Annotated in this window: 19 protein-coding genes; 10 read left to right on the top strand and 9 right to left on the bottom strand. The window is 61.4% G+C overall.

Going from position 1 to position 19,787, the window contains the following annotated elements; translation table 11 throughout:
• Nucleotides 1-85: 85 nt before the first annotated feature.
• The 6 genes from dapF to ACQKKX_RS11005 all read left to right on the top strand — a co-directional run bounded on the left by dapF (nt 86) and on the right by ACQKKX_RS11005 (nt 6,329).
• Nucleotides 86-988, top strand: coding sequence for a diaminopimelate epimerase (gene dapF, locus ACQKKX_RS10980; RefSeq protein ID WP_427570727.1), 903 nt, complete (start codon nt 86-88; stop codon nt 986-988).
• On the top strand, nt 985-2,271 hold the full coding sequence (gene mtaB / locus ACQKKX_RS10985) for a tRNA (N(6)-L-threonylcarbamoyladenosine(37)-C(2))-methylthiotransferase MtaB (RefSeq protein WP_427570728.1): 1,287 nt from the start codon (nt 985-987) through the stop codon (nt 2,269-2,271). The genes dapF and mtaB overlap by 4 nt, the downstream gene beginning before the upstream one ends.
• Before the next feature lie 15 nt (nt 2,272-2,286).
• On the top strand, nt 2,287-3,732 hold the full coding sequence (gene ftsY, locus ACQKKX_RS10990) for a signal recognition particle-docking protein FtsY (protein WP_427570895.1): 1,446 nt from the start codon (nt 2,287-2,289) through the stop codon (nt 3,730-3,732).
• A gap of 69 nt (nt 3,733-3,801) precedes the next feature.
• On the top strand, nt 3,802-4,449 hold the full coding sequence (locus ACQKKX_RS10995) for a septation protein A (protein ID WP_427570729.1): 648 nt from the start codon (nt 3,802-3,804) through the stop codon (nt 4,447-4,449).
• 23 nt (nt 4,450-4,472) lie between these two features.
• Nucleotides 4,473-5,033: a DUF2585 domain-containing protein gene (locus tag ACQKKX_RS11000; protein ID WP_427570896.1), complete on the top strand. Its 561-nt coding sequence runs from the start codon at nt 4,473-4,475 to the stop codon at nt 5,031-5,033.
• A 108-nt stretch (nt 5,034-5,141) separates the two neighbouring features.
• On the top strand, nt 5,142-6,329 hold the full coding sequence (locus tag ACQKKX_RS11005) for a GGDEF domain-containing protein (protein ID WP_427570730.1): 1,188 nt from the start codon (nt 5,142-5,144) through the stop codon (nt 6,327-6,329).
• A 22-nt stretch (nt 6,330-6,351) separates the two neighbouring features.
• Here the strand turns inward: ACQKKX_RS11005 and ACQKKX_RS11010 are convergent, their stop codons facing one another.
• The 5 genes from ACQKKX_RS11010 to ccmA form a co-directional block, all read right to left on the bottom strand.
• Nucleotides 6,352-6,969 carry a DsbE family thiol:disulfide interchange protein gene (locus ACQKKX_RS11010; protein WP_427570731.1) on the bottom strand — a complete coding sequence of 206 codons (618 nt, stop codon included), beginning with the start codon at nt 6,967-6,969 and terminating at the stop codon, nt 6,352-6,354.
• Complete coding sequence (ccmD, locus tag ACQKKX_RS11015) at nt 6,966-7,139, bottom strand: heme exporter protein CcmD (RefSeq protein WP_427570732.1); 174 nt, start codon at nt 7,137-7,139, stop codon at nt 6,966-6,968. The genes ACQKKX_RS11010 and ccmD overlap by 4 nt, the downstream gene beginning before the upstream one ends.
• Before the next feature lies 1 nt (nt 7,140).
• Entirely contained in the window at nt 7,141-7,914 is a 774-nt protein-coding gene (locus ACQKKX_RS11020; protein WP_427570733.1) for a heme ABC transporter permease, read from the bottom strand.
• 41 nt (nt 7,915-7,955) lie between these two features.
• Nucleotides 7,956-8,615 (bottom strand): heme exporter protein CcmB, encoded by a 660-nt coding sequence (gene ccmB / locus ACQKKX_RS11025; RefSeq protein ID WP_427570734.1) that lies wholly within the window; start codon nt 8,613-8,615, stop codon nt 7,956-7,958.
• Nucleotides 8,616-8,796: 181 nt separating this feature from the next.
• Nucleotides 8,797-9,441: a heme ABC exporter ATP-binding protein CcmA gene (gene ccmA, locus ACQKKX_RS11030; protein WP_427570735.1), complete on the bottom strand. Its 645-nt coding sequence runs from the start codon at nt 9,439-9,441 to the stop codon at nt 8,797-8,799.
• Nucleotides 9,442-9,711: 270 nt separating this feature from the next.
• Between ccmA and acnA the strand changes: the two genes are divergently transcribed.
• The 4 genes from acnA to ACQKKX_RS11050 all read left to right on the top strand — a co-directional run bounded on the left by acnA (nt 9,712) and on the right by ACQKKX_RS11050 (nt 14,885).
• Entirely contained in the window at nt 9,712-12,405 is a 2,694-nt protein-coding gene (gene acnA, locus ACQKKX_RS11035; protein WP_427570736.1) for an aconitate hydratase AcnA, read from the top strand.
• An 89-nt stretch (nt 12,406-12,494) separates the two neighbouring features.
• Nucleotides 12,495-13,232 (top strand): TSUP family transporter, encoded by a 738-nt coding sequence (locus ACQKKX_RS11040; RefSeq protein WP_427570737.1) that lies wholly within the window; start codon nt 12,495-12,497, stop codon nt 13,230-13,232.
• Nucleotides 13,233-13,423: 191 nt separating this feature from the next.
• On the top strand, nt 13,424-14,173 hold the full coding sequence (locus tag ACQKKX_RS11045; RefSeq protein ID WP_427570738.1) for a DUF1223 domain-containing protein: 750 nt from the start codon (nt 13,424-13,426) through the stop codon (nt 14,171-14,173).
• Between the two features lie 322 nt (nt 14,174-14,495).
• Nucleotides 14,496-14,885, top strand: coding sequence for a DUF2794 domain-containing protein (locus ACQKKX_RS11050; RefSeq protein WP_427570739.1), 390 nt, complete (start codon nt 14,496-14,498; stop codon nt 14,883-14,885).
• Nucleotides 14,886-14,900: 15 nt separating this feature from the next.
• On the opposite strand, the gene ACQKKX_RS11055 is transcribed toward ACQKKX_RS11050, so the two are convergent.
• The 4 genes from ACQKKX_RS11055 to ACQKKX_RS11070 all read right to left on the bottom strand — a co-directional run bounded on the left by ACQKKX_RS11055 (nt 14,901) and on the right by ACQKKX_RS11070 (nt 19,730).
• On the bottom strand, nt 14,901-15,458 hold the full coding sequence (locus tag ACQKKX_RS11055; protein WP_427570740.1) for an N-acetyltransferase family protein: 558 nt from the start codon (nt 15,456-15,458) through the stop codon (nt 14,901-14,903).
• A gap of 106 nt (nt 15,459-15,564) precedes the next feature.
• On the bottom strand, nt 15,565-16,299 hold the full coding sequence (locus tag ACQKKX_RS11060; protein WP_427570741.1) for a Bax inhibitor-1/YccA family protein: 735 nt from the start codon (nt 16,297-16,299) through the stop codon (nt 15,565-15,567).
• A 177-nt stretch (nt 16,300-16,476) separates the two neighbouring features.
• Nucleotides 16,477-19,023: an ABC transporter permease gene (locus ACQKKX_RS11065; RefSeq protein WP_427570742.1), complete on the bottom strand. Its 2,547-nt coding sequence runs from the start codon at nt 19,021-19,023 to the stop codon at nt 16,477-16,479.
• Entirely contained in the window at nt 19,020-19,730 is a 711-nt protein-coding gene (locus ACQKKX_RS11070) for an ABC transporter ATP-binding protein (RefSeq protein ID WP_427570743.1), read from the bottom strand. The genes ACQKKX_RS11065 and ACQKKX_RS11070 overlap by 4 nt, the downstream gene beginning before the upstream one ends.
• Nucleotides 19,731-19,787 lie beyond the last annotated feature (57 nt).

The raw sequence follows: 19,787 nt of genomic DNA on the forward strand, positions 1-19,787 counted from the left end.
CATTCGCCACACTGGTAATTCCCGTTGGTTTCGGCCATATACGCCTTGAAGATGAGGGGCGTAGGCCCGGGAGTGGACCAGCATCATGACGGGACAGGTCGAATTTGCGCGGATGAACGGGCTTGGCAACAAGATCCTTGTCGTCGACATGCGCGGCCGTCCCGACATGGTCACGCCGCAAGCCGCGATCGCGCTCAATGCCGATCCGGCCACCCAGTTCGACCAGATCATGGCTATCCATGATCCGAGGGCTGACGGCACCGATGCCTGGATCGATATCCTGAACTGCGATGGCACCAAGGCGCAGGCTTGCGGCAACGGCACGCGCTGCGTCGTGCAGGCATTGGCCGCCGAGACCGGCCGCAAGACATTCACCTTCCAGACGGTCGCCGGCATTCTGAATGCGCAGGAGCATGCGGACGGCACGATTTCCGTCGACATGGGCAAGCCGGTTTTCGCCTGGGACCGGATCCCGCTGGCGGAAGAGTTTTTCGACACGAGCCGTATCGAGCTGCAGATCGGTCCTATCGATGCGCCTGTGTTGCATTCGCCCTCCGCAATGTCGATGGGCAATCCGCATGCGATCTTCTGGGTCGATCGGGACCCGATGACCTTCGATCTCGAGCGGTTTGGCCCCATGCTGGAAAACCATCCCATGTTTCCGGAAAAGGCCAATATCACGCTGGCACAGGTCATCTCCGACAGTGCGCTGCGCACCCGGACCTGGGAGCGGGGCGCAGGCTTGACGCTTGCCTGCGGCTCGGCTGCCTGCGCCGCCGGCGTGTCGGCTGCCCGCACCGGCCGTACCGGCCGCACGGTAACGATTGATGTGGCGTCCGCACCGACGCGCCAGCCGCTGGTCATCGAGTGGCGCGAGGATGATCACGTCGTTATGACCGGTCCGGCCGAATGGGAATGGTCGGGCAAGGTCGATCCGGTCACCGGCGCCTTTGTCCGTGATGAGGAACCCACGGCGAGGGCAAATTGAGCGGCGTCGAGGTCATCACATTTGGTTGCCGGCTGAACACCTATGAATCGGAAGTGATGCGGGCCGAGGCTGAAAAGGCCGGGCTCAACAACGCCGTTCTGGTCAATACCTGCGCAGTGACGGGTGAGGCGGTGCGTCAGGCGCGCCAGACAATTCGCCGGGTGCGTCGCGAAAATCCCAATGCCCGTATCATCGTCACCGGCTGCGCCGCGCAGACGGAAAGCCAAACCTTTGCCGATATGGCCGAGGTCGACATGGTGCTCGGCAACGAGGAAAAGCTGACAGCCAAGTCTTATCGCGCCCTGCCGGATTTCGGGGTGTCGGCCGAGGAAAAGCTGCGCGTCAACGACATCATGAGCGTCAAGGCGACAGCGCCGCAGATGGTCCGCCATATCGACGGCCATGTACGCGCCTTCATTCAAGTGCAGAACGGCTGCGATCATCGCTGCACATTCTGCATCATCCCTTATGGTCGCGGCAATTCCCGCTCGGTGCCCATGGGGGCCGTGGTCGAACAGGCGCGAAAACTGACCGAAAGCGGTTATCGCGAAATCGTGCTGACAGGTGTCGATGCCACCAGCTACGGCGCCGATCTGCCGGGCAATCCGACGCTTGGTTATCTCGCTAAAACGCTGCTGAAGCAGGTCCCGGACATCCTGCGCCTGCGCCTGTCGTCGATCGACAGTATAGAGGCCGATAATCATCTCTGGGACCTGATCGCCGACGAACCACGTTTCATGCCGCATCTGCATCTGTCCCTGCAGCATGGCGACGATTTGATCCTGAAACGCATGAAGCGCCGCCACAGCCGTGCTGATGCCCTGGCGTTCACGCAGCAGGCCCGTCGTCTGCGCCCGGAGATCGCTTTCGGTGCGGATATGATCGCTGGATTCCCGACCGAGACGGAGGAGATGTTCGAAGGCGCGGCATCCCTTGCCGAAGAGGCCGGTATTTCCTTTCTACATGTGTTTCCCTATAGCCCGCGCCCCGGCACCCCGGCCGCACGCATGCCGCAGGTCGATCGTGCCCTGGTGAAGGATCGTGCGGCAAGGCTGCGCACCCGGGGGGAGGCGCTGCACCGTGCCCATCTCGACCGCATGGTCGGCACCGAGCAGACCATCATCGTCGAGAATAACGGCATGGCGCACACGGAAAACTTTTCGCTGGTCGCAGCACCCGCCCTTATTCCCCGCGACTTCAAGCGCGTTATGATAACGGGGCATAACGGCAAGCATCTCGACATGGCCGTCATGGCCGACGCTCGCCACGAGCGCGCGGCCTGACCGGAACGGATTTTGATAATGGTAAGCTTCATCAAACGCGTCTTCACCTTTGGCGACAGGCCGGTGGACCAACCGGCACCGCAAGACGCGCCGGATCAGGTAGCCGACGCCTCCGTGCAGGCCGAGCTGGAGCCGAAATCGCGCGACGAGGATCTGCCGGTTGCTGCCGATCCGGTGGCGCCGGTGGAGATGGATACCGCCGGCGGGCCGTCCGATGATGTGGTGGCGGCTGTTGGGGAAACTGCTGACGTCGAGGAAGAGCCCGCGGCGATCCTCCCCGGTGTTGAGGAAACGTCTGATCTCGGTGTCGTGCCTTTGTCCTTGCTGGAAGCTGAGGCTGCGGCGGAAACCGCCCCTGTCGTGGCACACGGGGGTGAGCCCACGCCCCCCGAGGCCAGCGATGAACAACCGGCAGCAACGACCGCCCTGAGCGAGAGCGAAGAGCTGGCCGAAGACGCTTCATCCACCGCTCACGTCCTCCCGAAAGGTTTCTCTACCGCCAAGCCGGAAGCCGAACCGGTTGCCATCGTCGCCAAGCCGAGCCTTACCTGGTTTCAACGCCTGCGCGCCGGCCTTGCCCGCACCTCGTCGCAGCTCACCGGCCAGATTTCCGCTCTTTTCACCAAGCGCAAGCTCGATGAGCAAACGCTGGAGGAACTGGAGGACCTGCTGATCCAGGCCGATCTGGGCGTCGAGACCGCCATGCGCATCGCCGATACGCTGTCGTCGGAACGGTATGGCAGGGATGTGACCGGCGAAGACGTATCGCGCATCATGTCCGCGGAGATCACAAAGGTTCTGACGCCGGTCGCCCAGCCGCTGCAGCTCGATCTCGATCACAAGCCGCATGTCATCCTCGTTGTCGGCGTCAACGGCACCGGCAAGACCACGACGATCGGCAAGCTGGCGGCAAAACTTTCCGGTTCCGGCTTGAAGGTCATGCTTGCCGCCGGCGACACGTTTCGCGCAGCCGCGATAGAGCAGCTGAAGATCTGGGCGGATCGGACCGGCTCGGAATTCATCGGCACGAAACTCGGCGCCGATGCCGCAGGCCTCGCCTATGACGCCTTCGAACAGGCACGCGCGAAAAAATCCGACGTGCTGATCATCGATACCGCCGGCCGCCTGCAGAACCGTACGGAGCTGATGGCGGAACTGGAAAAAATCGTGCGCGTCCTCAACAAGCTCGATCCCGATGCGCCGCATACCGTTTTGCAGACGCTCGATGCCACAACCGGCCAGAACGCCATGAACCAGGTCGAGATCTTCCGCAACGTCGCCGGCGTCAGCGGCCTGATCATGACCAAGCTCGATGGCACCGCGCGCGGCGGCATTCTTGTGGCCATCGCGGCCAAGCACAAGCTGCCGGTCTATTTCATCGGTGTCGGTGAGGGCGTCGACGATCTCGAACCCTTCGAGGCGCAGGATTTCGCCCATGCCATTGCCGGCCTGACGCATTGATGCCACGAAATGCGTGTTTGGCTTCGCCGGCACGCGCAAATTGAAATTCGTCACGAGAAGTTGGAGCCGATGCAGATCGAAAGCGACACCACGCCGACCAGGGAAGAAAAGCAGCATCCCGGCCTCAAGCTGGCGCTGGAAATCGGGCCTCTGCTGGTGTTCTTTTTCGGCAATTTGCGCGGCGAATGGCTGGCTGAAAAATTTCCGGCTCTGACGGTGATCGGCGGCCCGCTGCTTATCGCCACGGCGCTGTTCATGGTCGCCACCGTGTTGTCGCTGATCGTCTCGAAAATCGTCTTCAAGCACCTGCCGGTCATGCCCTTCGTCTCAGGCGTCGTGGTCATGGTGTTCGGCGGGTTGTCGATCTGGCTGCAGGACGAAACCTTCATCAAGATGAAGCCGACCATCGTCAACACGCTGTTCGGCGTCGTGCTGCTCAGTGGTCTGCTGTTCGGCAAGTCGCTGCTCGGCTACGTCTTCAATGCCGCCTTCCGGCTCGACGAGGAAGGCTGGAAGAAACTGACGCTGCGCTGGGGCATCTTCTTCATCGTCCTTGCAGTCATCAACGAGATCGTCTGGCGTAATTTTTCCGATCAGTTCTGGGTCAATTTCAAGGTCTGGGGCACGATGCCGATCACCATCGCCTTCACGCTGTCGCAGATGCCGCTTATCATGCGCCACACGATTGAGGAACCGGCAACGGGTAACGGCAAGTGACGGTAACGGGCGCGTCCGAACCGATGTGGCAGTCGCGGCGCTGGCTCTGGGGCGCACTTGTTCTATTCATCGCTCAGATCGTTGTCCTGTATGTCATGGGGCGTATCCCCATCTGCGAGTGCGGCTATGTCAAGCTGTTCGAACCGGGCGTGAATTCTCCTGGAAATTCGCAGCACATCGCTGACTGGTATACGCCGTCGCACATCATCCACGGGTTTCTGTTCTACGGCCTCGGCTGGCTGATCCTGCGCCGCGCGCCGTTGTCTGCCCGCCTGTCGTTCGCAGTGTTGATCGAGGCGGCCTGGGAAATTCTCGAAAACTCGCCGATCATCATCGACCGCTATCGCTCGGCCACGATGGCGCTCGGCTATAACGGCGACAGTATCCTGAATTCGGCGATGGACACGGTGGCGATGGCTGCGGGGTTTTTCATCGCCGCGCGTCTGCCGGTCTGGGCGACGCTGGCCCTTGCCATCGCTTTCGAGCTGCTCACAGGATATCTCATCCGCGACAACCTGACCTTGAACGTGCTGATGCTGGTCTGGCCGGTGGACGCGGTCCGGGAATGGCAATCCGCACTGTAAAACCTGACCGTTTCCAATGCCGGTCAAGTTTCGTTAACGGTCGCGGCATAGAGCGTAATCGCAGTTCGCGAAGGGGTTTGAGCCTTCGGGCCGCGTTGCGAGGACGAGATGGAACCCCAGGATAATTTTGCCTATCTTCTGCCCTTCATCTTCGTGACTTTCGGTATGGTCTTCATTGCCGTCGCACGGGTGGGCGACCGCAGCGCCTCCGCCTGGGGTTTGGGCTATATTGCTGCTGCGTCAGGTTTTGCGGCGCCCCTGCTCCTTGGGTTTCTGCCGGTGCAGGCCCAGGCCATCCTTTCCAATGCCTGTTTCCTGACTGCCTTCTATTTTTACGGCGATGCCCTTCTGTTGCGCTTTTGCCGGCCGCGTCTGCGTAAGTCGCGGATGACTCTGTGGGCGGCGGGCATGGCGCTGATCATCTATGCCGTGCTTGTGGCCAACAGCTTGCGCGGCGAGCTTTTCGTCGGCGACCTCTTCTGCCTGTTGCTGCTGGCACTGCCGCTTGCGAAAGTCCTGCGTCACCTTCACCGCGCGATCGACATCGCACTTTTCGGGATCGTCGGCCTGGTCTTTCTCGAAACCCTCGTCCGCCTCGTCGTCATGACGGCGATGACGAGCGATGGGGCCGATCTCGGATTTGAACGGTTTCTCGCCTCTGACTATGCTTTTGTCATGCAGGTCGGAGCCAGCCTTATAGGCTTCCTGATGGCGCTGACGGCGCTGGCTGCCTGCGTTCTCGACGTCATTGGCGGTCACCGCGATGCCGCGCATCGGGATCCTTTGACGAATGCGCTCAACCGACGCGGTTTCGAGCGGGCCGTTGCCGATTTGAAAGACGGCGGCGAGCGCGGCGTGGTCATCTGCAGCGATGTCGATCACTTCAAGCGCGTCAACGACGATTACGGCCATGCGGCCGGTGACCTCGTTATCACACGGCTGGTCGACCTGCTCCGGCGTCAGCTGCCGGATGGCGCGCTGGTCGCCCGCTTCGGCGGTGAGGAATTCGTCGTCTTTCTGCCCGGCATGTCGCTGACGGAAGGGGGTGTGCTGGCGGACGTCATCTGTCAGGCCTTTGCAGGCGGGCGCTGGGAAACGACGGGCATCCGTCGCCCGATCACCGCCAGCTTCGGCGTGTCCGCCGTGTCGCGCGATGACCGCTCGGTGCATGAGGCGATCAGGCGCGCAGATGCCTGTCTTTATGCGGCGAAGGAAGCCGGACGCAACCGTGTGGTGATCGAAGGCCGTGGACGGACCGAGCGGTCAACGGCGCTTCACGCCATATCGGCGGCCTGAACGCCCGGCGGGGACGTACCTTTCAGGATTTTCCCAGCGCCTTCTCCATGGCCGGCAACAGCCCGTTGGTCAGGCTCTGGCTGTCGAACGGACCGACCTTCTTGTACAGGATCGTGCCATCGGCGCCGACCAGATAGCTTTCCGGGATCCCGTAGACACCCCAATCGATCGCCGCCTTGCCGGCGGGATCGACCCCGATTGCCCGGTAGGGATTGCCGAGTTCGCCCAGGAACCGCAGCGCATTGTCGTTGCGGTCCTTGTAATTGATGCCGACAATGTTCAACCGCCCGTCCTCAGCGAGGCTTTTCAGGATCGGATGTTCCTGACGGCACGGCACGCACCATGAGGCGAAGACATTGACCAGCGTCAGCTTGCCCCTGACGGCATCCTCTGTCAGGGCCGGAAGGTTCGATCCTTGCAGTGGCGGCAGGGACAGTGTCGGTGCGCTTTGGCCGATCAGCGCAGAGGGAATGGCGGACACGTCGCGGCCGTTCACGTCCTGGTCGTACAGCATCTTGCCGGCAACGGCAGCGAAGCCGGCAAACACCGCAAGCGGGATCAATGCCAGCGCATAGCGACCGAGACCGCGGTGCTCCCCTCGCGCGTGATCGCGTTCTGGCAGTTGCGGGCCGCCGGTCATGTGCGGTCGCCCTTCGCCACAGGCGACGAGCGACGGCGAACGCCCGACGCTTCCAGTTCCGCAAGCTCCCTGGCGCGGGCGCGACCGTCCAGCCATACCCAGGCAATGAGGCAAAGGCTGACTAGCGCGGCTATGCCGTAGGACATGGCAATGTAGAATGCATGGGTCATGTCACGCACCCTCTTTTTCTGTTGATTGGCCGGCCATCCGGGCGGCCATGCGACGCTGTGCGGTGACCCGCCGCCGCCAGATTTCGTTGCGCATAGCCGCGATATGCAGGGTGAAAAACAGCATGGTAAAGGCAATGGCCATGGTCAGCAGCGGCCAGAGAAACGTCCTGTCGATCGTTGAGCCGCCCATTCGGACGACGCTCGCGGGCTGATGCAGCGTGTTCCACCAGTCGACCGAGAACTTGATGATGGGGATGTTGACGAAGCCGACGAGGATCAACACGGCCGAGACGCGTGCCGCCTTGCCCGGGTCGTCCATGGCGCGATTGAGCGCGATCAGGCCCAGATACATCAGGAACAGCACGAAGACGGAGGTGAGGCGTGCATCCCAGACCCACCATGTACCCCACATGGGCTTGCCCCAGAGCGAGCCGGTGGCAAGGGCGATGAGCGTGAAGGCGGCGCCGAGCGGGGCTGCCGCCTTGTGACTGACATCGGCCAGCGGATGGCGCCAGACCAGGGTGCCGATGGCCGAGGCCGCCATGACAGAATAACACATCATCGACAGCCACGCCGCCGGCACGTGCACATACATGATGCGTACCGTCAGGCCCTGCTGGTAATCGCCTTCGCCCGAAAAGCTCAGATAAAGACCGATCGCAAACAGAAGGGTGGTGATGGCCGCCATCCAGGGAAGAATACGTGAAGTCAGAGCCACAAACCGCGTCGGGTTTGCAAGATCTGTCAGCTTGGTCAAAACGGCTATCTGGGGCATGGGCTTTCTACTCGATGGCGCGGACGCAGCCTTGCTTCTAGTCAATCACCGGCGTTTCTCAATGCTAAGGCCGCCCCAAGCGGGCCGAGAACGGCAAAAAACATCGTGATCGCCACCAGTATCAGGAAGGGCGGCAGGAAGGGAGCAGGATCTTGTACGGCGGCATAGGATGCACTGACGCCGAAAATCAGCACCGGGATCGCCAGCGGCAGCACGAGAATGGAGACCAGCAGTCCGCCGCGGGGAAGGGCGACTGCCACGGCCGCGCCGACCGCGCCGATAAAGGTCAGGGCGGGCGTGCCGACGAGAAGCGTCAGCATGGTGGCGCCTATCGCCCTCTCTTCCATGTTCATGAACAGGCCGAGCAGAGGCGATGCCATTACCAGTGGCAGGCCGTTGCCGACCCAGTGCGCCAGGCACTTGACGAGCACCGTCAGCACCGGCGGTTGCTCCTGCATCAGCAAGAGATCGAGCGAACCGTCATCGCGATCGGTCTGGAACATGCGGTCGAGCCCGAGCAGCGACGACAGAAGCGCGCCGATCCATACGATGGCCGGACCGATGCGCGAAAGAAGGTTGAGGTCGGGTCCCACGCCGAAAGGGATAACGGCAACGACGGTGGTGAAGAACAATACGCCGATCAGCGCGCCGCCGCCGGCGCGCACGGAAAGTCTGAGGTCGCGAAGGAGGAGGGCGATCATGGGAACAAGCCTTGATGGGCAGGTTCAGTCGCTTCCTTCCTGCCCTTGATGGAGAAGATCGGCAGGAGACGCGACGTTTGACCTGGGCCGCTATCGGTGCTTGCGCGACCGACGAACCGCTCGACTCTTGGGGCAGAGGGAAGGGAGCTACGTTCTGCAGGGAGGGCAACGACGACGACGTTCACCAGACCGCCTCCATCGCACCGGCAAACCCGGTCATCTGCAATTCCTGTGTCCCTTCCAGTCCGAGCGGCTGGTGTGTCGCGGCAAGTAGAATGCCGCCCTTGCCCAAATGCATCCTTATCAGCGCCGTGAACACACTCTCCGCGCTCCCATCGAGCGCGGCGGTCGGCTCGTCGAGGATCCAGACCGGCCGGTAGGCCACCAGGAGTTTTGCAAAGGCCATCCGCCGCTGCTGACCCGCGGACAGATAACCGAAGGGCAGATGCACAATGTCGCCGAGCCCGACCGATTCGGCTGCCGCGCCGACCGACATTCCATGCCCGCCGTCAAAATCGCCCAGAAATTCCTTCCAGAAACCGAGATTTTCGCCAACTGATAGTTCCGCCTTCATTGCGTTGCGGTGGCCAAGATAATGACAGGCTTCGGCCGCCCGCATATCCGCGTCCGCGCCCTTCGATTGCCAGATGACACGCCCGCCATCCGGGCGCAGCAGGCCGGCAACCGTGCGCAGCAGCGTCGATTTGCCGGAGCCATTGCGGCCCGTCAGGATCAGGCTTTCGCCGGCGGTAAGTGAAAAGGAGATAGCTCTGAAGATCAGGTCTTCCCCGCGCCGGGCGCTCAGGCTTTCGGCTGTCAGCCGCATGATCGGGACTTTCGTTAAGTTTTTAATCATCTAGACGCAAAAAAATGTTTCTTGGCCTGCGTCAAAGTGTCTGGAACGCTTCTTAGAAATTATCTATAAGCATCGCAACCACGCCAGCGGCCGGCGTGATTTCCACCTAGCGCCGGACCTGAAGACAAACTCTTCTCGTGCGGACAGCGGAAATGGCCGTACCCGCATCCTATAGTGCATTCCAGTGCATAGGCGTCCGCACGCGCGTGTTGGCTCTTGATATCAGCGGGGTTACTTTCCGTGGCTAAATCTATCGACAGTTTCAATTGTCGCTCCGTCCTTACCGTAGGCGGTAAGGACTACGTCTATTACAGCCTGCCGAAGGCCGAAGCGAACGGCCTTGCCGGCGTTTCCAATCTGCCTTTCTCGATGAAGGTTCTTCTGGAAAACCTGCTGCGCTTCGAAGACGGCCAGTCCGTCACGAAAGAGCAGATCGTGTCGGTTGCCGAATGGCTGAACAATAAGGGCCTCACCGAGGCTGAAATCGCCTATCGTCCGGCGCGCGTGCTGATGCAGGACTTTACCGGCGTCCCGGCGGTTGTCGATCTCGCTGCCATGCGCGACGGCATCAAATCGCTCGGCGGCGATCCGGAAAAGATCAACCCGCTCGTGCCCGTCGACCTCGTCATCGACCACTCGGTCATTGTCGACGAATTCGGCACGCCGACTGCTTTCGCCAAAAACGTCGAACTGGAATACCAGCGCAATGGCGAGCGTTACCGCTTCCTCAAGTGGGGCCAGCAGGCGTTCAAGAATTTCCGCGTCGTTCCTCCGGGCACCGGCATCTGCCACCAGGTGAATTTCGAGTATCTTGGCCAGACCGTCTGGACCAACGAGGAAGACGGCGAAGTGACCGCTTACCCGGACACCTGCGTCGGCACCGATTCGCACACCACGATGATCAACGGTCTCGGCGTGCTCGGCTGGGGCGTTGGCGGCATCGAGGCGGAAGCGTCCATGCTTGGTCAGCCGGTTTCCATGCTTCTGCCGGAAGTCATCGGCTTCAAGCTGACCGGCAAGCTCAAGGAAGGCGTCACCGCCACCGACCTCGTGCTCACCGTCGTGCAGATGCTGCGCAAGAAGGGCGTCGTTTCCAAGTTCGTCGAATTCTTCGGACCTGGCATGGATAACATGCCGGTCGCAGACCGTGCCACGATCGGCAATATGGGCCCGGAATACGGCGCGACCTGCGGCTTCTTCCCGGTCGATGCCGAAACCGTCAACTATCTCAACATGTCCGGCCGCACGAAGGAGCGCATTGCGCTCGTCGAAGCCTATTCGAAGGCGCAAGGCATGTGGCGCGACAATGACGGTTCCAACCTTGTCTTCACCGACACGCTGGAACTCGACCTCGGCGACGTCGTGCCGTCCATGGCCGGCCCGAAGCGTCCGGAAGGCCGTATTCCGCTGGAAAACATCGCCTCCGGTTTCGCCGGTTCGATGGACGCCGACTACAAGAAGCCCGGCCAGCTCGACAACCGTTACCCGGTCGAAGGCACCGACTTCGATCTCGGTCATGGCGACGTGGCGATTGCCGCCATCACGTCCTGCACCAACACGTCGAACCCGTCCGTTCTGATCGCTGCCGGCCTTCTCGCCCGCAACGCGGTTGCCAAGGGCCTGAAGTCCGCGCCGTGGGTGAAGACCTCGCTCGCGCCGGGATCCCAGGTCGTCGGTGAATATCTCGCCAAATCCGGCCTGCAGACCTCGCTCGATGCGCTCGGCTTCAACCTCGTCGGCTTCGGCTGCACGACCTGCATCGGCAATTCCGGCCCGCTGCCGGCGCCGATCTCCAAAACGATCAACGACAAGGGCCTGATCGTTTCCGGCGTGCTCTCGGGCAACCGTAACTTCGAAGGCCGTATCTCGCCGGACGTTCAGGCGAACTACCTCGCTTCGCCGCCGCTCGTTGTCGCCTATGCGCTCGCCGGTACGGTGCAGAAGGACCTGACCAAGGAGCCGCTCGGAACGGGCAGCGATGGCCAGCCGGTCTACCTCAAGGATATCTGGCCGACCTCTGCCGAAGTGCAGGAGTTCATCCAGAAATACGTCACCCGCGAACTGTTCGAGTCGAAGTATGCGGACGTGTTCAAGGGCGACGAGAACTGGCAGGCCGTGCAGATTCCGGAAGGCGATACCTATGCGTGGGACGACAAGTCGACCTATGTGCAGAACCCGCCCTACTTCGTCGGCATGGGCAAGACCGGTTCTGGCCTCAAGGACATCAAGGGCGCCCGCGTCCTCGGTCTCTTCGGCGACAAGATCACCACCGACCACATTTCCCCGGCCGGTTCGATCAAGGCTGCTTCGCCGGCTGGTGCCTACCTCACCGAGAACGGCGTTGGCGTGGCCGACTTCAACCAGTACGGCACGCGCCGCGGCAATCACGAAGTGATGATGCGCGGCACGTTCGCCAACATCCGTCTGCGCAACCACATGCTCGGCCCGAACGGCAAGGAGGGTGGCTACACCATCCACTATCCGTCCAAGGAAGAGATGTCGATCTACGACGCGGCCATGAAGTACAAAGACGAAGGCACCCCGCTCGTCATCTTCGCCGGCGTCGAATACGGCAACGGTTCATCGCGTGACTGGGCTGCCAAGGGCACCAACCTCTTGGGCGTCAAGGCCGTCATCGCGCAGTCCTTCGAGCGTATTCACCGTTCGAACCTGGTCGGCATGGGCGTCGTGCCGTTCACCTTCGAGGAAGGCACGACCTGGGCATCGCTCAACCTCAAGGGCGACGAGACCGTCACCATCGAGGGTCTGGAAGGCGACATCAAGCCGCGTGAATGGAAGACCGCCAAGATCAGCTATGCCGATGGAACGGAAAGGGACATCAAGATCCTTTGCCGCATCGATACGCTGGACGAGGTCATCTATATGAACAATGGCGGCATCCTTCAGACCGTTCTCCGCGATCTGGCGGCCTGAGGCCGGACCCTTTGACGCTCGCCGGGTTGACCGGCGGGCGTTGGTTCTCTGGCGCCTGCCGCGCCCTTATTCCTTCAGGTCTTCCGCCCGTGTCCCTCGTGATATTCATCGGCATGGCAGTCACCGTCTTCCTGACGTCGCTGCTGTCCGGCATTTTCGGAATGGCGGGCGGCCTGATCCTGCTTTGGGTTCTGCTCTTCCTCTACCCGGTCGGCACGGCCATTGCGATCCAGGGCGTCATCCAGATGGTGTCCAACGGGTCGCGGGCATGGTTCTCGCGCGCCTATATCGACTGGAAGATCCTGGCCTTCCTGTGTTCCGGCGTGGCCCTTGCCGCGTTCATCCTTTTTCTCACCAATTATACCCCAAGCCTGATCGTGGTTCTGATCGGGGTCGGCCTGATGCCGATCCTGGTGTGGTTGCCCGTCAACAGGCTGCAACTCGACGCTGCGCGACCGTCCCATGCCTTTCTGGCCGGCCTGCTCTCAGGCGCGATGACGATCAGCGTCGGCGTTGCGGGCCCCACGGTCGACATCTTCTTCATCCGTACCCAGATGGACCGACGCAAGATCATCGCCACCAAGGCGTCGATCCAGACCTTGTCGCATCTCGCAAAAATCACCTTCTATTGGCAGGCCGCCTTCGACCTTCCGACCATGGACGCCGTTTCCGTGTTACTTGCTGCACCGATCGCCATTTTCGGGGCGCGGGCAGGCAATGGTATCCTGCAAAAGATGACTGACGCCAATTTCCGCAGCTGGACCCGGTGGGTCGTGACAGCCGTCGGCGCCGTCTACCTAACCCAGGGCCTGCTGAAACTTGTTTGAAGTGGGTGCGATTTTCGATAAGTGACATATGGTCGTGATGAATATGATAGGTAGACCGATTTCGTGACTGTCCCTCACCCGGTTGTGACTTCCGTTTGACCAGATGCTTTGCGTATTTTGAGGAATGGAAAAGCGCGTGGCCGCGCCGTTACCTCCTCCTCCCGCCCGGTTCGTCCAAAAGGTTTTGTTCGATGTTTCCGACTGTCCGTAGCGCCGCATTCCTGATCGGCCTGTTGTCTGCCGGTCTTGCCAGCGCCGGCGAGGTTGAAAACCCAAAGGGTGTCGTCGAATTGTTCACCGCGCAGGGCTGCGCTTCCTGTCCGCCGGCCGATGCCGCACTGAAAAAACTGGTCGAGCAGGGGGATGTCGTCGCGCTCGCCTATCACGTCGATTACTGGAACTATCTCGGCTGGACCGATACGCTGAGTTCCAAGGAGAACACCGAGCGGCAATATGGCTATGCCCATTCCTTCGGCCGCAGCGGGGTCTACACGCCACAGGCGGTGGTCAACGGCCGCGACCACCTGATCGGAACGGATGTCGCCGCCATCAACCAGAAGATGGACGGAATGAAGGGTGCCGGTCAGGGCCTGACCGTTCCCGTCAAGGCGGACATGAATGGCGAGGAAATCGAGATCAGTATCGGCGCCGGTACCGGCAAGGCCGATATCGTAATCGCCTATTTTACCAAAAAGGAAAAGGTCGCCGTCGAAAAGGGCGAAAATACCGGCAAGCAGATGGAATACTGGCACAGCGTCTATGACGTGCAGACCGTCGGCATGTGGGATGGCAAGGACATGAAGATCACCGTGCCCGCGCGCACCATGGGCAAGGGTAAGAAGGATGGCTGCGCCATTCTTCTGCAATCGTCGAAGCCCGGCGGGGAGCCTGCCGCCATCGTCGGCGCGACGGTGCTGATGGCCGGACGCAAGCGCGACTGATACCGATTCATTCAATGAAATGTGTGAAGGACGGTCTCACGAGGCCGCGAGGATGTTGGCTGCCCGATCCGGAACGTTGGGGGGCTGGGGGTAAGGGTCAGCGCTCCGGATCGGGCTTGCTTGACGCGATGGCGTCAACCAACAATGCCAATCTCGCGCCGGATTCAGGCGCTGTTTTGACCGAAATGCGGCGATAAAAATAACCTTGTTCGATTGCATCTAAGGGTTTTGCGCAGCATCTCAGCCGCAACCGGCCGGGCTTGCATTTTCCTGGCGCTGAGGCACACTGTCATATGTCTGCAATCTTCGATCTGGAGCCATGATGACTGACCACCCGGATTTTCCGAGGGGATCGAACCCCGAAGACAGTGCCGTCGTTGTCGATCTCGACCATTACAGACAGAACCGCGATCCGCTGCCGATCACCTTTCACCGACGCGAGCTCGACGCCATCCTGTGGATTTATGGCCGCATGGTGGGCGAGGGGGAGTGGAAGGACTATGCCATCGATCACACCAGGGAAAAGGCGGTGTTTTCCGTCTTCAAGCGATCCGGCGAAATGCCGCTTTTCAGAATAGAGAAAAATCCGAAACTGGCGGCCAAGCAGGGTGCCTTTTCCGTCGTCAATACTCAGGGCAGGATCCTGAAGCGCGGCCATGACCTGCAACAGGTACTGAAGGTCTTCGACAAGGCGCTGAAGCTCGTCGATTGATCGGCCCTGCCGCTTCTAACCGCGAAAGAGCGAGCCGGGATAGGTGGCTGGGTCGGGCAGCGTTTCCGTTCCCTCACCGAGAGCAATCTGCATGAAGATCGTGTCCTGCCACTTGCCGTGCTTGAACCCTGCGCCCTTGATGGTGCCGGTCATTTCAAAGCCCAGACTTTTGTGGAGCGCCACCGATGCGGGGCTGACGCCGCCAATGACGGCGACCATCTGGCGAAAGCCCAGTGCCTCGCAGCGAGCCAGAAGCTCTTTCAGAAGCGCTTTGCCGACGCCCTGTCCGCGCGCGTCCGGGGCGAGATAGATCGAATCCTCCACCAGCCAGCGATAGGCCGGGCGGGTTCGAAAGGCGGAGGCATAGGCAAACCCGAGAATCCCGTTCCCTTCTGCCTCGGCGACAATATAGGGATATCCCTTCGCCCCGACGGCGTGGAAACGATCGCTCATCTCCGCCTGATCCGGCGGGATTATCTCGTAGCTTGCAGAACCATGAAGCACGCTGTCGCGATAAATTTCAGTGATTGCCGGCAGATCGGCGGGCGTTGCGTCGCGCAGGTGAACGGTCATGGGTAAGCCGGCCGGTATCAGTTTAGATTTACACTATGGCAGGCCGGGTATTCGGACAACAAAAAGGCGGCCCCGGGGCCGCCCCTTCGTCACGCTCGTGTTGTTCTCAGTCGCGGTTTCCGAGGAAACGCAGCAGGAACAGGAAGAGGTTGATGAAGTCGAGATAAAGCGTCAGTGCGCCCATAATGGCCATGCGGCCGGTCGTGGTCACGTCATTGCCTTCGTAGTACATTTCCTTGATCTTCTGCGTATCATAGGCGGTCAGGCCGGCGAAGATCAGCACGCCGATGGCCGAGATGGCAAAGCCGAGGGCGGAAGAGGCCAGGAAAATATTGACGATCGAGGCGATGATCAGGCCGAACAGGCCCATGATCAGAAACGAGCCCATCGCCGACAGATCCTTGCGCGTGCTATAGCCGTAAAGCGACAGCGCACCAAAGGAAGCAGCGGTGATGAAGAAGGTCTGGACGATGCTCTCGCTCGTGTAGACCATGAAAATCGACGATAGGGACAGGCCCATCAATGCGGCGTAGATCCAGAACGTCGTCTGTGCGGCAGAAACGCTCAGCTTATGGATGCGGAAGCTCAGGAAGAAGACGAGCGCCAGCGGCGCAAGCATCACCACCCAGCGAAGCGGAGAGCCGAAGATCGCCTGGGCAAAGGCCGGGCTGCTGATGGCAGCGCTATAGGTTCCATAGGCGGCCAGGCCGGTGATGGCCAAGGCGAGCGCCATCAGGTTGTAGACCTTGAGCATATAGGAGCGCAGGCCCTGATCGATCATCGCGCCTGACTGCACGCCGCCGCGTGCCATGCGGTGTTGATAGTTCTGGGGATCAGCCATGTTTTCCTCTCAAAGTTCCGAGAACGTTCGGTGTGCCGGCATGGCCGGGCGCCGCTGCGGAGCTCCAGCAGGCATGGCATGAATATGCTGGCAGTTGCGCCGGCATTCAAGGTTCTGACTCTGGATTCCCGACCATGACAGGAATTTAATGTTGCAAGGCTGCGCTCGTGCGCTGTTTCAAAGCTCGCGCAATACGGGAGCCGCCTTCTGGCCGAGGATACGCCATGTGCCGGCAAGCCCGATGCCGACCGTCAGCACCAGCGCGATCACCAGCGTCAGCAATGCCACATCCGGCATGAAGGCAGACTGCAGGCGCATGATTTTGGCGACCACATACCAGGCGGCTGCCGTCCCCGCGAACAGCGCGAATATGGCGGTCGCCGCGCCGAGGATCATGTATTCGTAGCTGAAGGCGCGGATGAGCATGGAACGTGTGCCGCCAAGCGTCTTCAGGATGACGGCATCGTGTGTGCGGGCGCGGTTGCCGGCCGCAAGCGCACCCGCCAGTACCAGCACGGATGCGATCAGCGCCACGGCCGCCGCCGCCCGGATCGCGGTGGCAAGCTGGCCGACCAACTGGTCGACGATATCGATCGCATCCTTGACCCGCACACTGGTAATGGTCGGAAAGGTGTTGGTCACTGCCTTCAGGATGGAGGCTTCCACCTGCGGCGACGCACCCGTATCGGTTAGCGTCGCCAGCCAAGCATGCGGGGCCCCTCGGAACGTATTGGGCGAAAACACCATGACGAAGTTGATCGAGAGGGATTCCCAGGCGATGCTGCGGAAATTGGCAATCCGAGCGGTGATATTGCGGCCGAGCACGTTGACGGTGACGGCATCGCCGATCTTCAGACCCAGTTCGCGCGCTTCTTCCGCGGAAAAGGAAACAAGCGGATCGCCGTCATAATCCGCGGGCCACCATTGGCCCTCGACCAGTTTGGAATTGGCGGGAAGGTCGGTATCGTATGTGATGCCGCGATCGCCGCGCAGAACCCAGCGGCCGGACGGCGGCACGTTCATTTTTCCGACGTCCTCTCCGTTAAAGGCGAGAATCCGGCCACGCAGCATCGGCACCTGCGTAATCGTGCCCTGCGGCGACTGCTGTTTGAGGACGTCGACGAAGCGCTCCCGCTCCGCGCTTTGAATATCGACGAAGAAAAAGTTCGGGGCATTCTGCATCATCGTGCCGTTCAACTGGCGACGCAGGTTGCCGTCGATCAGCGTAAGGGTGACCAGCAGAGCCAGACCGAGACCCAGCGAAAGGACGACGGACGGAGTAAGCGCACCGGGACGGTGGATATTGCCGATGGCGAGCCGCAGCGCCGGCGAGGCGACGCGCGGGCATTTTCGGGCAAGCACGGCGATGGCGGCTGCAACAAGGCGCAGAAGAACGAAGGCGAAAGCCACGGCGCCGAGAAAGACGGCGGCAATAAACCGGTCTTCGGCAGAGGCGATTGCCAACCCCGCAAGCGCTGCCAGGGCCACGCCGGCGGCAACCAGATAGGGCCATGACGGCAGGCGCGCCTGTTCGAAGCCCTGCTCGCGAAACAGGGCAGTGGCGGGCACTTCGCGCGCATGGCCAAGCGGCAGGATGGCGAAGGCAAATGTCGTCAGCAGACCGAACAGAGCGGCGAGCACCAGGGCCGAGGGATAAAGCGTCACTTCAGCCGGCACCGGCAGCGCGCCCTCAAGGAAGCGCAGAGCGACAAAGGGCGCGACGGCGCCGACGGCAAGGCCGAGCGCTATGCCGATACCGCCGAGAATGAGGATCTGGAACAGATAGGTGACGGTAATGACGAAGGCCGGTGCGCCGAGACATTTCAGCGTTGCAATGGTGGTGCGCTTGCTGTCGAGAAAGGCGCGAACGGCGTTGGCGACGCCGACGCCGCCCACGATGAGGGCCGTGAGGCCGACCAGGGTCAGGAACTGCGAAAAGCGCTCGACATTTTCGGTAAGCGACGGTGCTGCCCGGTCGCTGCTGCGGATCGACCAGCCGGCGCTCGGAAACTTCGTATTGGCATCGGCGACCACCGCCCGGCTCGTCGCGGGATCCGCCAGCTTGACACGATAGGCATGCTCGACGAGGCTACCGGTGGTGATCAGCCCGGAGGCCGCCAGCGCATCGCGGGCAATCAGCAGGCGCGGCGCAAAGCCGAAGCCTTCCGAAACCGCATCCGGCTCGGTGACGATCGTGCCCTTGATCTTGAGACGGGCGTTGCCGAGCAGGAGCTCATCGCCGACCGACAGACCGAGCCTTTCAAGCAGGAGAGGGGCTGCGATCGCGCCATAAACTCCGTCGTCATGGGTCAGGATGTTGGTCAAAGGCATATCGGGCTCGGTCTTCAGTTGACCGTAAAGCGGGTAGACGCCATCCACCGCCTTCACCTGCGCCAGCGTCTGGTCCGAGCCGTCCGGCAGACGCGCCATGGAACGGAGGTTGGTCGATACCGAAACCGTGCCGAGACTGTTGAGGAATGTCCTTTCCTCCTCGTTCGCCTCGCGATTGTTCAGCTCGAAACGGACATCTCCGGCAAGCAGGCTCTGGCCTTGCGTGGCAATCGCGCCGGTAATGGCCCGCGACACGGAATTGACCGATGCGATCGCCCCGGTGCCAAGCGCAATGCAGGCAAGGAAGATGTAGAAGCCCGAGAGACCGGCCCGCATTTCGCGAACGGCAAGGCGAAGGGCGATGGAGATACGGGCAGACGTGCTGCTTCTCATGCGCGGATCGCTTCCCCGGTGCCCGGTGCTGCCCCTTCGGCGACGATTTCGCCGGAGCGCACGCGGATCTGGCGCGAGCAGCGTGCCGCCAGCGCATTGTCATGGGTGACCAGCAGCATCGTCATGCCACGTTCGGCCTGTTTGGAAAACAACAGGTCGGCAATCTGCCGGCCCGTTTCGGTGTCGAGATTGCCGGTCGGTTCGTCGGCGATCAGCACCGATGGCGACGGCGCCAGCGCGCGGGCGATCGCCACGCGCTGTTGTTCGCCACCGGACAATTGCCCCGGATAATGGTTGAGGCGTTCGCCCAGTCCGACGGCGATCAGTTCCTGCCGGGCGATCTCGAAAGCATTGGCAACATTCGCCAGTTCCAGCGGCACGGCGACATTTTCGATTGCCGTCATGTTGGCGATCAGATGGAAGGACTGGAAGACGATGCCGATATTACGGCCACGAAAATCCGCCAGACCGTCTTCGGAAAGCTTGTGAAGCGGGGTGTTGAGAATGACGATCTCGCCGCTGTCGAGCCGCTCCAGCCCGGCCAGGACCATCAAAAGCGTGGATTTTCCCGAGCCGGAAGGGCCGACAATGCCGACGGCTTCGCCGCGGCCGATCTGGACATCGATGCTTTTGAGGACATGTACGGAAGCTGCGGCGCTGCCAAGAGTAAGATCGGCCTTCTTCAACTCGATAATGGTTTTAGTCACGCGCAGGCGTCCTATATTGGCATCTTGGCAGTCATGAATTGGAATGCCGGCGCAAGG

It is taken from the genome of Neorhizobium sp. NPDC001467 (genome assembly GCF_050275975.1).
GTDB lineage: Bacteria > Pseudomonadota > Alphaproteobacteria > Rhizobiales > Rhizobiaceae > Neorhizobium.

What these genes read in the sequence shown, in the direction of transcription:
- dapF (WP_427570727.1), top strand. Translation starts at nt 86, where the DNA reads ATGACGGGACAGGTCGAATTTGCGCGGATGAACGGGCTTGGCAACAAG.
- ACQKKX_RS10995 (WP_427570729.1), top strand. Translation starts at nt 3,802, where the DNA reads ATGCAGATCGAAAGCGACACCACGCCGACCAGGGAAGAAAAGCAGCAT.
- ACQKKX_RS11000 (WP_427570896.1), top strand. Translation starts at nt 4,473, where the DNA reads ATGTGGCAGTCGCGGCGCTGGCTCTGGGGCGCACTTGTTCTATTCATC.
- ACQKKX_RS11005 (WP_427570730.1), top strand. Translation starts at nt 5,142, where the DNA reads ATGGAACCCCAGGATAATTTTGCCTATCTTCTGCCCTTCATCTTCGTG.
- ACQKKX_RS11010 (WP_427570731.1), bottom strand. Translation starts at nt 6,969, where the DNA reads ATGACCGGCGGCCCGCAACTGCCAGAACGCGATCACGCGCGAGGGGAG.
- ccmD (WP_427570732.1), bottom strand. Translation starts at nt 7,139, where the DNA reads ATGACCCATGCATTCTACATTGCCATGTCCTACGGCATAGCCGCGCTA.
- ACQKKX_RS11020 (WP_427570733.1), bottom strand. Translation starts at nt 7,914, where the DNA reads ATGCCCCAGATAGCCGTTTTGACCAAGCTGACAGATCTTGCAAACCCG.
- ccmB (WP_427570734.1), bottom strand. Translation starts at nt 8,615, where the DNA reads ATGATCGCCCTCCTCCTTCGCGACCTCAGACTTTCCGTGCGCGCCGGC.
- ccmA (WP_427570735.1), bottom strand. Translation starts at nt 9,441, where the DNA reads ATGCGGCTGACAGCCGAAAGCCTGAGCGCCCGGCGCGGGGAAGACCTG.
- ACQKKX_RS11045 (WP_427570738.1), top strand. Translation starts at nt 13,424, where the DNA reads ATGTTTCCGACTGTCCGTAGCGCCGCATTCCTGATCGGCCTGTTGTCT.
- ACQKKX_RS11050 (WP_427570739.1), top strand. Translation starts at nt 14,496, where the DNA reads ATGACTGACCACCCGGATTTTCCGAGGGGATCGAACCCCGAAGACAGT.
- ACQKKX_RS11055 (WP_427570740.1), bottom strand. Translation starts at nt 15,458, where the DNA reads ATGACCGTTCACCTGCGCGACGCAACGCCCGCCGATCTGCCGGCAATC.
- ACQKKX_RS11060 (WP_427570741.1), bottom strand. Translation starts at nt 16,299, where the DNA reads ATGGCTGATCCCCAGAACTATCAACACCGCATGGCACGCGGCGGCGTG.
- ACQKKX_RS11065 (WP_427570742.1), bottom strand. Translation starts at nt 19,023, where the DNA reads ATGAGAAGCAGCACGTCTGCCCGTATCTCCATCGCCCTTCGCCTTGCC.